General features: G+C 69.2%; 7 protein-coding genes. 3 read left to right on the top strand and 4 right to left on the bottom strand.

What is annotated here, in order from left to right; translation table 11 throughout:
* Together GPY60_RS21860 and GPY60_RS21855 are read right to left on the bottom strand one after the other, a co-directional pair.
* On the bottom strand, positions 1-485 hold a 485-nt coding region (locus GPY60_RS21860), incomplete at its 3' end, for a PE family protein (protein WP_156689786.1).
* Positions 486-691: 206 nt separating this feature from the next.
* Positions 692-1,054 (bottom strand): hypothetical protein, encoded by a 363-nt coding sequence (locus GPY60_RS21855; RefSeq protein ID WP_156689793.1) that lies wholly within the window; start codon positions 1,052-1,054, stop codon positions 692-694.
* Positions 1,055-1,177: 123 nt separating this feature from the next.
* Here GPY60_RS21855 and GPY60_RS21850 point away from each other — a divergent pair, with 123 nt between their 5' ends.
* Positions 1,178-4,606, top strand: coding sequence for a TM0106 family RecB-like putative nuclease (locus GPY60_RS21850; RefSeq protein ID WP_156689785.1), 3,429 nt, complete (start codon positions 1,178-1,180; stop codon positions 4,604-4,606).
* Here the strand turns inward: GPY60_RS21850 and GPY60_RS21845 are convergent.
* A complete protein-coding gene (locus GPY60_RS21845) occupies positions 4,579-6,561 on the bottom strand; it encodes an MFS transporter (RefSeq protein ID WP_156689784.1) in 1,983 nt (660 codons plus the stop codon). The two genes, GPY60_RS21850 and GPY60_RS21845, sit on opposite strands and share 28 nt — an antisense overlap.
* Positions 6,562-6,706: 145 nt before the next feature.
* Here GPY60_RS21845 and GPY60_RS21840 point away from each other — a divergent pair, with 145 nt between their 5' ends.
* The gene (locus tag GPY60_RS21840) at positions 6,707-7,456 is read left to right on the top strand and encodes a hypothetical protein (RefSeq protein WP_156689783.1); all 750 of its coding nucleotides are present in this window, start codon (positions 6,707-6,709) and stop codon (positions 7,454-7,456) included.
* A 15-nt stretch (positions 7,457-7,471) separates the two neighbouring features.
* On the opposite strand, the gene GPY60_RS21835 is transcribed toward GPY60_RS21840, so the two are convergent.
* Entirely contained in the window at positions 7,472-9,100 is a 1,629-nt protein-coding gene (locus GPY60_RS21835; RefSeq protein ID WP_156689782.1) for a PPE family protein, read from the bottom strand.
* A gap of 453 nt (positions 9,101-9,553) precedes the next feature.
* On the opposite strand from GPY60_RS21835, the gene GPY60_RS21830 reads away from it, so the two are divergent.
* Positions 9,554-13,255 carry a multifunctional oxoglutarate decarboxylase/oxoglutarate dehydrogenase thiamine pyrophosphate-binding subunit/dihydrolipoyllysine-residue succinyltransferase subunit gene (locus tag GPY60_RS21830; RefSeq protein WP_156689781.1) on the top strand — a complete coding sequence of 1,234 codons (3,702 nt, stop codon included), beginning with the start codon at positions 9,554-9,556 and terminating at the stop codon, positions 13,253-13,255.
* The last annotated feature ends 4 nt before the right edge of the window (positions 13,256-13,259 follow it).

Below are 13,259 nucleotides of genomic sequence, written 5' to 3'. Positions count from 1 at the left end.
CCGGGATTGCTGCCCGTGCCGGGCGCCCCCGCCGCGCCGACGCCGCCCGCGCCGATCAGGAACCCCCCCGGCCCGCCTGCGCCGCCCGGCGTCGTGGCGTTAGCACCATCACCGATCAGCGGCCGGCCGAACAAGAAATTCGTCGGCGCGTTGATCACGCCCAGGATGTCGTCCTCGAGCGTCTGCAACGGCGACGCGCTGGCCGCCTCCGTGAGGGCATACGCGTTGCCCGCGTTGGCCAGCGCCTGCACGAACTGGTCGTGGAATGCCGTCGCCTGCGCGCTGATCGCCTGATACTCCCGCGCGTAGGTACCGAAAAGCTGCGAGACCGCCGCCGACACCTCGTCTTGGGCCGCGACCGCGATCTGCGTCGTCGACCCAGCCGCCGCCGCATGAGCGGCGCGCACCGCGGTACCGATTCCCGTCAGATCTGTTGACGCCGCCGTCAACGTTTCCGTACCAACCACAACAAACGACGACGACATAACAGCTCCGATCGCTGGCCCGACAGGCTCGGATAGCTCGGAGACAGTACGCCGGTTAGAGCGGCTTGTGCAGATATTCGCAAACGTTTGTTTTCATTTAACCGGCTTAACTGCATCCCAGTGAAAGATGTGACATCAGAAAGCTAGCGTGACCACTGTGATCCGTTGTACGCGTAACTAATTAGCCGGCCGCGGGCACGACGGCGCTAGACGCCCGCCACGACGAGCGGGAGCGAAATGGCCCCCGAGCCACCGGTCACCACGATCACCCAGCGCCCGTCGATCGGAAGCCGCACGTCTATGGGGAAGTACACGAAGCCGATCTCGGAGCTGACGGCGGCTTCCGGCGCCTCGAAGGTGTCCCGCAGCGATTCGTCGCCGGTCGGGGGCCGCAGCTCAACTTCGATCTCACGCGACGGATTCTCGGTCTCGGTCTGAGTGAGGACGACGAGCAAGAACTGGGCCCGGCGGTCGGGCCCGACCACGAACCGGTACAGGACGCCGCCGGTGACGTTCAGCTTGTTGTCCACCACCGAGGCACCCTCGGCAAGGAACGCCCCCGCGACGATCACCCCGCCGAAGCTACAGGTTCACCGGCCGCGGGCACGCGTCGCACGGACGGACTTCATCGGCGACTCACATCCGCAACTCAATGGGGCCGTTCTGTCGGACCCCTCGCCTACAGTTGCCGTGTGTTCGTGACGGGGGACCGCATCATTTACAGCGCAACGGATCTTGCGTCCGCCGCCCGCTGCGAGTACGCCCTGCTGAGGGAGTTCGACGCCAAGCTCGGCCGGGGGCCCGCCGTCTCGGTGGAGGACGAGCTGTTCGCCCGGACGGTCGCCCTGGGCAACGAGCACGAGCGACGGGAGCTCGACCGGCTCCGCGAGGAGTTCGGCGACGGCGTCGCGGTGATCGGCCGCCCGGCCTACTCGCTGGCCGGGTTCGCGGCCGCGGCCGAGGCCACCCGCCGCGCGGTCGCCGCCCGCGCCCCGGTGGTCTATCAGGCGGCCATGTTCGACGGCCGCTTCGTCGGGTTCGCCGACTTCCTGATGCTCGAGGGCGACCGCTACCGGGTGATGGACACCAAGCTGGCGCGCTCGCCCAAGGTCACCGCGCTGCTGCAGCTGGCCTCCTACGCCGACGCGCTGGCCGCCTCGGGCGTCGGGATCGCGCCGGAGGCCGAGCTGCGCCTGGGCGACGGCACCGCCGTCCGCTACCGCGTGTGCGACCTGGTCCCGGTGTACCGCGCGCAGCGCGACGCGCTGCAACGGCTGCTGGACGCGCACTACGCCGCCGGCACCGCCGTGCGATGGGACGACGAAGCCGTGGGCGCGTGCTTCCGCTGCGAGTTGTGCGCCGAACAGCTGCGCGCAGCGGACGACCTGCTGTTGGTGGCGGGTATGCGAGTGACCCAGCGCCGCAAGCTGATTGACGCGGGCATCACCACGGTGGCGGGACTCGCCGCCCACACCGGGCCGGTGCCCGACCTCGCGGCAAACGCCCTGGGCAAGCTGGTCGGCCAGGCCACCCTGCAAGTGCGACAACGGGATTCCGGTGTGCCGCAGTTCGAGGTCGTCGACCCCCAGCCTCTGACGCTGCTGCCCGAGCCGGATCCCGGCGACCTGTTCTTCGACTTCGAGGGCGACCCGTTGTGGACGGCCGACGGGCGGGAGTGGGGCCTGGAATACCTGTTCGGCGTGATGGACGCCGACGCCGGCTTCCGGCCGCTGTGGGCACACGATCGGGCGGACGAACGCAAGGCCCTCAACGACTTCCTGGCGATGGTGGCCAAACGCCGCAGGCGCCGGCCCAACATGCACATCTACCACTACGCGCCCTACGAGAAGACGGCGTTGCTCAGGCTCGCGGGACGGTACGGGGTCGGCGAGGACGAGGTCGACGAGCTGTTGCGCAGCGGGACGCTGGTCGACCTGTATCCGCTGGTGCGCAAGAGCATTCGGGTCGGGGCGGAGTCGTTCAGCCTCAAGGCCCTCGAGCCGCTGTACATGGGCGCCCACCTGCGGGCGGGGGACGTCACCACCGCCGCCGCGTCGATCACCTCCTACGCCAGGTACTGCGAGCTGCGATCGGAAGGCCGCCACGACGACGCCGAGTCGGTGCTCAAGGAGATCGAGGACTACAACCACTACGACTGCCGGTCGACGCGAGAACTGCGCAACTGGCTTCTGCTGCGCGCGTACGAAGCGGGCGTGGTTCCCGTTGGCGCACAACCGGTGCGCGAGGGCAATACCGTCGACGACCGTGACGCGCTGGCGATGACGCTGGCGCGGTTCTGCGGCGACGCCGCCCTCGGCGACCGCACGGCCAAGCAGACGGCGGTGGCGCTGGTGGCCGCCGCGCGCGGCTACCACCGGCGCGAAGACAAGCCGTTCTGGTGGTCGCATTTCGACCGGCTGAACTTCCCCCTGGACGAGTGGGGCGACACCGCCGATGTCTTCGTCGCCGACCACGCCGAGGTCGACGCCGACTGGCACACGCCGCCGCGCGCCCGCAAGCCGCAGCGGCGGGTGCGGTTGCGCGGCGAATTGGCCCGCGGCGAGCTGACCAGCAACGTGTTCGCGCTGTACGACCCGCCGGCCCCGCCCGGCATGACCGACAGCCCGGACCGACGCGCCGCCGGGCGCGCCGAAGTGATCGAGGCCGACGACTGGTCGCTGCCCACGGAGGTCGTCATCGTCGAGCGAACCGGCGGCGACGGCAACGAGTTCCGGCAACTGCCCTTCGCGCTCACCCCCGGCCCGCCCATCGCCACCACGGCGCTCCGCGAATCGATCGAATCGACGGCCGCCGCCCTGGCCGCCGGGCTGCCCCGACTGCCCGACAGCGCGGTGATCGACCTGTTGCTGCGCCGCCCGCCTCGCACGCGCAGCGGCGACCCGCTGCCGCGCGGCCCCGGTGACATGGCGGCCGTCATCACCGCCGCCGCGCTGGACCTCGACTCCTCGTACCTCGCGGTGCACGGGCCACCCGGCACCGGCAAGACGCACACCGCCGCCCGGGTGATCGAACGGCTGGTCACCGAACACGGCTGGCGCGTCGGAGTTGTCGCGCAATCGCACGCCACGGTCGAGAACCTGCTGGGCTGCGTGATCAAGGCGGGCCTCGATCCGCAACGGGTGGCGAAGAAGCCGTACGACAGCGCGCCCCGGCCGTGGCAGCAGATCGACGCCAGCCGCTACCCGGGCTTCGTCGCCGACACGCCGGGCTGCGTGATCGGCGGCACCGCATGGGATTTCGCCAACGCCACCAGGGTGCCTCCCGGCAGTTTGGATCTCCTGGTGATCGACGAGGCGGGCCAATTCTGCCTGGCCAACACCATTGCCGTCGCGCGCGCGGCCGCGAACCTGATGCTCCTCGGCGACCCCCAGCAGTTGCCGCAGGTCAGCCAGGGCACCCACCCGGAACCGGTCGACACCTCGGCCCTCGACTGGCTGGTCGACGACCGGCGCACCCTGCCGCCCGAACGCGGCTACTTCCTGGACCGCTCCTACCGGATGCATCCGGCGGTGTGCGCCGCCGTGTCGGCCCTCTCCTACGAGGGCAGGTTGTGGTCCGACGACTGCACCGCCGCGCGCGTGCTCGCTGGACACCCGCCCGGCCTGCACGTCCTTTCCCTTGCCCACCAGGGCAATTCGACCGAGAGCCGCGAGGAGGCGCAGGCGATAGCGGACGAGGTCAAACGCCTGATCGGCGCCCCGTGGGCCGACGAGCACGGCACCCGCCCACTGACTCCCGACGACGTGCTCGTGCTCGCGCCCTACAACGCTCAGGTGGCGCTGGTGCGCCACGTCCTGGGTGCCGCCGGGCTCGACGGGGTGCGGGTCGGGACGGTCGACAAGTTTCAGGGCGCGCAGGCGCCGGTGGTGTTCATCTCGATGACCGCGTCCTCGATCGACGACGTGCCGCGCGGAATCTCGTTCCTGCTCAACCGGAACCGGCTCAACGTCGCCGTGAGCCGGGCGCAGTACGCGGCGATCATCGTGTGCTCACAGTCGCTGACCGAGTACCTGCCCGCCACGCCGGCCGGGCTGATCGACCTGGGCGCGTTTCTGGCGCTGACGAACGAGCCCTACCTGCCCGACGCGTGCCGGCCGTAGCCCCCGAGGTCGTCGTCGGGATCCTTGCGGTGATGCTGGCCGCGCGGCGCCTCGCCGTCGGGCTTGAGGTCACGGCGAGCCGAGCCGTTGTGCTGCCGCGGCCGGTCGACGGGTGAGCCGGGTCGCGCCGCCACCTCGCCGAGCGGGCGCAGGCGGCGGCCGGTGTCGACGCGGGAGCCGTTGTGCGCGAAGCCGATCGGCTGCGGTCGCGGCGCCGGGCGCTGACGCGGGACGCGCACGGGTTCGCGATGCCGGGCGTCGGCGGCGGCCACCACCGGCCGCGGCACAAGGCGACCCGGCGGCCTCATCGGATCAGCGACCCGTCGCTCCGTCCGGGGAACGTCGGCGTCCGGCTTGCCGAGCAGCATGAATTCGTCGTAGTCGTCGTCGTCGTAGCCCTCGAGCGCCTCGTCGTCGGGCGGCACCTCGAGCGCCATACCCGACCGGGCGAAGCCCACGAGAAACAGCGCGGCGACGATCCCGAACAACCCCACGAAGGCGGGCAGCAGCACCGACTGGGACATGGCGGCCGAGAACGGCTCGCGCAGGAATTCAGGCAGCTGCAGCCCCGACGGGCCGTCGTCGGAGCCGCCGGGGCGCGCCGGCATCTCGGCGGTGATCCGGTACGTCATGAACGCGGCCATGCCGGCGCTGCCCAGGACCGCGCCGAGCTGGCGGACCGAGTTGTAGACCGCGGAGCCGGCGCCGGCCAGCTCACCCGGCAGGTTGCGGGTCGCGGTGGCCGTCAGCGGCGACCACACGAACGCCATGCCCACCCCGACGGCGGCGAACGGCAGCACCAGCCGCCAGATCGGCGTCACCGGGGTCATCTCGAAGGACAGCCACGTCAGCGACGTCGCCAGCACGGAGAACCCGAACCCGAGCACCGGCAGCGGGTGGTAGCGGTCGACGATCCTGCCGACGAACGGCGCGAACACCCCGTTGCAGATGGCCATCGGGGCGATGAGCAGCGCCGAACGCGTCGGCGACAAGCCGCATACGGCCTGCGCGTAGAAGGTCAGCGGCAGCATCATCGCCGTCGCGGCGAACGAGATGATCGCCACCCCGACGTTGCACAGGCCGAAGTCGCGGTCGCGGAAGATCCGCAGTGGTATCAGCGGCTCGTCGGCGTTGACCGACTGCCAGTAGACGAAGGCCGTCATGCACCCGATGCCGGCGACGATCAGCGCCCAGATCCACGGCTGCCAGTGCGCGGCCTGGCCCTGCTGCAGGCCGAAGACGATCAGGAACATGCCGACGCCCGACAGCCCGACACCGATCAGGTCGAATCGGTGCGACTGCGTCTCGAGCACCGGAACCAGCCAGAACGCCAGCGCCAGCCCGACGACGCCGACCGGGACGTTGACGAAGAAGATCCACTGCCAGCCCAGCCCGTCGACCAGCGCGCCGCCGGCCAGCGGGCCCACCAGGCTGGCGACGCCCGCGGTGGCGCCCCACAGGCTGACCGCGACGCCGCGCCGCTGCGCCGGGAAGATCCGCGTGATCGTCGACAGGGTCTGCGGGGTGAGCACCCCGGCGCCGACGCCCTGCACGACGCGCGCGGTGATCAGCATCGCGGCGCTGCCCGACAGCCCGCACCACACGGACGCGGCCGTGAACAGCACCAGGCCGATCAGGTAGAGGTTCTTGGGGCCGTATCGGTCGCCGAGGCGCCCGGCGACCAGCAGCACCACCGCGTAGCCCAGCAGGTAGGCGCTGGTCACCCACACCACGGTGTCGTAGCCGATGCGCAGGTCGGTCATGATCGTCGGGTTCGCGATCGCGACGATGGTCGAGTCGACCATGATCATGAAGAAGCCGATCATCATCGCCCAGAGCGCGTTCCAGGGGTTGTCGGCGCCCCGCGCGAGCCCGGACGTCAATCGATCGACGAAGCCGCCACCCGCCCCGGCGCGCCGGGCGTCCCCGGTCGGTCGGGGCGCAGCCGTGGTCATCTCCCCCACCTCCCCTTCTGCCCCTCCTGCCAACGCCCGCTCTGTGAACGTTCGCACCTGCATTATTGCGGGTACGCCGGAAGGACGCGCGGCCCAGGATCCAAACCGGGCTAACCTGGAAAGACGCCGTCTGCAGGAGAGGCATATGCGAGGCCGAAGGAACCCACAACCGAACAGCTCGGAGGCGACGGGCGGCAAGCCCAAGGCGTCCGCCCGGGCGTTGGCGCAGGTGATCGAGCGCAGCTACCGGATACAGGGCCCGGCGGCCGAGGCCTACGTGTCGAGGCTGCGCAACGCCCGCCAGGGCGCCTCCCCCGCTCAGGTCATTGCGAAGCTGGAGCGCCACTACGTGTGGATGGTGACGCTCAGCGGCATGGCGGTGGGGGCGGTCGCCACCGTCCCGGGCATCGGCACCATCAGCGCGCTGTCCGCGGCAGCCGCCGAGACCGTGACCTTCCTGGAGGCCACCGCCTTCTTCGCGCTGGCGTTGGCGGTGGTGCACGGCGTCCCCGCCGACCACCAGGAACGACGGCGGGCTCTCGTGTTGGCGGTGCTGGTCGGCCAGAACGGCGAGGGCGCCGTCGCCGACCTGCTCGGGCGTGGCCGCACCCACGGCGCATGGCTGTCGGAAGGCGTGTCGGCGGTGCCGTTGTCATCGATGTCGCTGCTGAACTCGCGGCTGCTCAAGACCTGGGTGAAGCGGTACGCCGTGCGTCGCAGCGCGCTGATGTTCGGCAAGATGCTGCCCGTAGGCATCGGCGTGATCGTCGGTGCCATCGGCAACCGGCTGGCCGGCAAGCGGATCGTGGGCAACGCCCGCCGCGCGTTCGGGCCGGCACCCGCGCGCTGGCCGCGCAGCCTGCACCTGGTGCCGCCGGTGCAGGAAGCCGGGTAGCCCGCGCTTCGACCGTCAGAGCTGCGCCAGTAGCTTCTGAATGTTGAACAACCCTGAGACCAGGTCGCCCGAATTGGCCAGGCCGCTGACCAAGCCCGTGGTCGCGGTGTTGGCGAAGCCCGACACGCCAAGGCCCGCGTTCGCGATGCCCGATTCGAAACCGGGGCCGTGGTTGTAGAAGCCCGAGACGAAAGCGCCGGTGTTGCCGAAGCCCGACGAGGACCCTGCGCCGTCGGTTATCGCCCCGACGCCGGTGTTGACGGAGCCCGCGTTCCACAGGCCGGTGTTGAAGTCGCCGGAATTGCCGTTACCGGTGTTGAGGCTGCCCGAGTTGTTGGAGCCCGTGTCGTAGAGACCGGAATTCCCGCTACCGGTGTTGGCAAGGCCCGTGTTGAAGAACCCGGTGTCCACAGAGCCGGCGTTGCCGATGCCGAAGTTCGCCGCACCGGTGTTGCCCAACCCGATGTCGCCGAGGCCGGCGTTCCCGATGCCGAAGTTGCCCGGGCTTCCCGAAAATGTCGGGCCGGCGTTGAAGAGGCCGAAGTTGCCGTTGCCGGAGTTGAACAACCCGATGTTGTTGTTGCCCGAGTTTCCGATACCGATGTTGCCGCTGCCCGAGTTCAATCCGCCGAAGTTGAACTGCCCGGTTGCGGTGTTGTACCAGGTGTCGCCGATACCGATCTTGTTGTTGCCGGTCAGACCGAAACCGATGTTTCTGTCGCCGTGGTTGCCGCCGCCGAAGTCGTAGTTCCCGGTGTTTCCGCCGCCGACATTGCCGATACCGTTATTCCCCAGACCAATGTTGTTATTGCCGGCGTTGCCCAGACCGATGTTCTTGGCGGCACCCGTGGCAATGCCGGTGTTGCCGAAACCGTAGTTGCCGTCGCCGACGTTCCCACCACCGACATTGCCGTTTCCATAGTTGCCGCTGCCGACGTTGCCGCTGCCGAGGTTGCCGCCGCCGAAGTTTCCGTTGCCGGTGTTACCGCTGCCGATGTTGTTGTCGCCGATATTGCCGCCGCCGACATTGAGGTTGCCGTTGTTGCCGACGCCCAGATTGATCCCGGCCGCCGCGGCGGCGGCCCCGACCTGGCTCTGCGCCGCCCCCGGCAGGCCCGACAACGTCTGCTGCAGCGCGGTCACCGGCGCCATCTGCCCGACCGCGGCCGCCGCGCTCGAGTAATAGCCCGACAGCGCCGACACGTCCTGAGCCCACATGGCCTCGTAGTCGGCCTCCAGCGCGGCGATCGCCGGCGCGTTGAGCCCGAACCAGTTCGACATCACCGCCTGCACCAGCGAATTACGGTTGAGCGCCACCATCAGCGGCTGCACGGTGGCCGACTGCGCCGCCTCGAACGCGCTCGCCACCGCCCGGGCCCCGCCGGCCGCGTCCGAAGCCTGCGCCGCCGCCTGAGAAAGCCACCCGGCGTACGGCGCCGCCGCGGCCGTCATCGCCTGCGCCGCCGGGCCCTGCCACGCCTGCCCCGCCAGGCCCGAGGTCACCGACCCGAACGACGACGCCGCCTGACCCAACTCCGACGCCAGCCCCTCCCATGCCGCCGCCGCAGCCAGCATCGGGCCCGACCCCGCACCGGAAAACATCTGCAGGGAATTGATCTCCGGCGGCAACATCATAAAGCTCATCGGACAGCGCCCTTTCTCGACGACTATGGACAACGATGGATGCTAAGCGGCCACTGGACAGAATTTTTCGTTTTCGGCAAGAAATGGCATTCCCGGCGAAACCTCGCGAAAGTCATGACGCGATGTTCCGCATTTGCGCGTTCGGCCGATTTCTCCAATGCGGAATGGCACAAATGATCGAACTCACGCCAGCCGACCCCAACCTTCGCGGGCGGCCCTCGGACGTCCCGCCGGGCCGGAGGCGCTTCGCGTCGTCCCCGCGCGGCACACCTGGAGGCCGGGCGGCGCCGGGAACCTGTGCCTGGCGAAAGCCGGGCGAAAGGTTAGCCTTTATAGGGCGGATAACCGTGATTACCACCGCGCACGTGAGGTATCCCACAAGGCGAGGGGTACAGAGTCGCAGGCGCCGCGCAAAGTGCTTGCAGAGCAGAGGAATTGAGGCGAACAGCGGCCGTGAGCAACATCAGTTCACCATTCGGCCAGAACGAATGGCTGGTCGAGGAGATGTACCGCAAGTTCCGCGACGACCCGTCGTCGGTCGATCCGAGCTGGCACGAGTTCCTCGTCGACTACAACCCCGAGCCCACCACCGAGCCCGCGCCGAGCACCGGTGACGGCCAGGCGCGGCCGCAGGCGCAACCCGTGCCGACCGCGACGAAGCAGGCGGACGGCGCCGGCAACGGCGCGCCGAAGGCACCGGCCGAGCCACAAGCCCAAGCCCCGGCTCCCGCCCCGGCCAGGGCCGCCACTCCGCAGCCCGCCGACGGCGACGAGGTCCAGGTCCTGCGCGGCGCCGCGGCGGCCGTCGTCAAGAACATGTCCGCGTCGCTGGACGTGCCTACGGCCACCAGCGTGCGCGCCATCCCTGCAAAGCTGCTGATCGACAACCGCATCGTCATCAACAACCAGCTCAAGCGCACCCGCGGCGGCAAGATCTCCTTCACCCACCTGCTCGGCTACGCGCTGGTGCAGGCGATCAAGCAGTTCCCCAACATGAACCGCCACTACGCCGAGGTCGACGGCAAGCCAACCGCCGTCACGCCCGCGCACACCAACCTCGGCCTGGCCATCGACCTGCAGGGCAAGGACGGCAAACGCTCGCTGGTGGTGGCGGGCATCAAGCGCTGCGAGGAACTGCGGTTCGCGCAGTTCGTCACCGCCTACGAGGACATCGTCCGCCGAGCCCGCGACGGCAAGCTGACGGCGGAAGACTTTGCGGGCGTGACGATTTCGCTGACCAACCCGGGCACCATCGGCACCGTGCACTCCGTGCCGCGGCTGATGGCCGGCCAGGGCGCGATCATCGGCGTCGGTGCCATGGAGTACCCGGCGGAGTTCCAGGGCGCCAGCGAGGAACGCATCGCCGAACTGGGCATCGGCAAGCTGATCACGCTGACCTCCACGTACGACCACCGCATCATCCAGGGTGCGGAGTCCGGTGACTTCCTGCGCGCCATCCACGAGATGCTGCTCTCGGACGACTTCTGGGACGAGATCTTCCGCGAGCTGGGCAACCCGTACCTGCCGGTGCGCTGGAGCACGGACAACCCCGACTCGATCGTCGACAAGAACGCCCGCGTCATGGAGCTGATCGCGGCCTACCGCAACCGCGGGCACCTGATGGCCGACATCGACCCGCTGCGGCTGGACGGGACGCGCTTCCGCAGCCATCCCGACCTCGAAATCCTCAACCACGGGCTGACGCTGTGGGACCTGGACCGGGTGTTCAAGGTCGACGGGTTCGCCGGCTGCGAGTACAAGAAGCTGCGCGACGTGCTGGGCTTGCTGCGCGACGCCTACTGCCGCCACATCGGCGTCGAGTACACCCACATCCTCGAGCCCGAGCAGCAGCAGTGGCTGCAGCAGCGGATCGAGACCAAGCACGTCAAGCCGACCGTCGCCGAGCAGAAGTACATCCTGAGCCGGCTCAACGCCGCCGAGGCCTTCGAGACGTTCCTGCAGACGAAATACGTCGGCCAGAAGCGCTTCTCGCTGGAAGGCGCCGAGAGCGTGATCCCGATGATGGACGCGGCGATCGACCAGTGCGCCGAGCACGCGCTCGACGAGGTGGTGATCGGGATGCCGCACCGCGGCCGGCTCAACGTGCTGGCCAACATCGTCGGCAAGCCCTACAAGCAGATCTTTTCCGAGTTCGAGGGCAACCTCAACCCGTCGCAGGCGCACGGCTCCGGCGACGTGAAGTACCACCTCGGCGCGACCGGCGTGTACCTGCAGATGTTCGGCGACAACGACATTCAGGTGTCACTGACCGCGAACCCGTCGCACCTGGAGGCCGTCGACCCGGTGCTGGAGGGCCTGGTGCGCGCCAAGCAGGACCTGCTCGACGGCGCGGCCTCCGAGAGTCAGAAGGCGTTTTCCGTCGTGCCGATGATGATGCACGGCGACGCCGCCTTCGCCGGCCAGGGCGTGGTGGCCGAGACGCTCAACCTCGCGAACCTGCCCGGCTACCGCGTCGGCGGCACCGTCCACATCATCGTCAACAACCAGATCGGGTTCACCACCGCGCCGGAGTACTCGCGCTCCAGCGAGTACTGCACCGACGTCGCGAAAATGGTTGGGGCGCCGATCTTCCACGTCAACGGCGACGACCCGGAAGCCTGCGTGTGGGTGGCGAAGCTGGCCGTCGACTTCCGGCAGCAGTTCCACAAGGACGTCGTCATCGACATGCTCTGCTACCGGCGCCGCGGGCACAACGAGGGCGACGACCCGTCGATGACCAACCCGCTGATGTACGACGTCGTCGACGTCCGCCGCGGCGCCCGCAAGAGCTACACCGAGGCCCTGATCGGCCGCGGCGACATCTCGCTCAAGGAGGCCGAGGACGCCCTGCGCGATTACCAGGGCCAGCTGGAGCGCGTCTTCAACGAGGTCCGCGACCTGGAGAAGCACGGCGTGCAGCCCAGCGAGTCCGTCGAGGCCGACCAGATGATCCCGGCGGGGCTGGCGACCGCGGTGGACAAGTCGCTGCTGGCCCGCATCGGCGACGCCTTCCTGGCCGTGCCCGACGGCTTCACCACGCACCCGCGCGTGCAGCCGGTGCTGGAGAAGCGCCGCGAGATGGCCTACGAGGGCAAGGTGGACTGGGCGTTCGGCGAGCTGCTGGCGCTGGGTTCGCTGGTGGCGGAGGGCAAGCTGGTGCGGCTGTCCGGACAGGACACCCGGCGCGGCACGTTCTCGCAGCGGCATTCGGTGATCATCGACCGCCACACCGGCGAGGAGTTCACGCCGCTGCAGCTGCTGGCCACCAACCCCGACGGCACGCCCACCGGCGGCAAGTTCCTGGTGTACGACTCCCCGCTGTCGGAGTACGCGGCCGTCGGCTTCGAATACGGTTACACCGTCGGTAATCCCGACGCTTTGGTCCTGTGGGAGGCGCAGTTCGGCGACTTCGTCAACGGCGCGCAGTCGATCATCGACGAGTTCATCAGCTCCGGTGAGGCCAAGTGGGGGCAGTTGTCGAACGTGGTCCTGCTGCTTCCGCACGGCCACGAGGGCCAGGGGCCCGACCACACCTCGGGGCGCATCGAGCGGTTCCTGCAGCTGTGGGCCGAGGGCTCGATGACGATCGCCATGCCGTCGACGCCGTCGAACTACTTTCACCTGCTGCGCCGCCACGCGCTGGACGGGGTGCAGCGCCCGCTCATCGTGTTCACGCCGAAGTCGATGCTGCGCAACAAGGCCGCGGTCAGCGACATCAAGGACTTCACCGAGATCAAGTTCCGCTCGGTGCTCGAGGAGCCCACCTACGAGGACGGTGACGGCGACCGCAGCAAGGTCAGCCGGATCCTGTTGACCAGTGGGAAGATCTACTACGAGCTGGCCGCGCGCAAGGCCAAGGACAAGCGCGACGACGTCGCGATCGTGCGGATCGAACAGCTCGCCCCGCTGCCCAAGCGCCGGCTGAACGAGACGCTCGACCGCTACCCGAACGCCCGCGAGTTCTTCTGGGTCCAGGAGGAACCGGCCAACCAGGGCGCGTGGCCGCGGTTCGGGCTCGAGCTGCCGGAGTTGTTGCCGGACAAGCTGACCGGGCTCAAGCGCATCTCCCGGCGCGCGATGTCGGCGCCATCCTCGGGGTCGTCGAAGGTACACGCCGTCGAGCAGCAGGAGATCCTAGACACCGCGTTCGGCTGACCGT

The sequence above is a fragment of the Mycobacterium sp. Marseille-P9652 genome (genome assembly GCF_902652685.1).
Lineage (GTDB): Bacteria > Actinomycetota > Actinomycetes > Mycobacteriales > Mycobacteriaceae > Mycobacterium.
The sequence above is the reverse complement of the archived record's forward strand: the minus strand, read 5'-3'. Positions and strand labels throughout refer to the sequence as shown.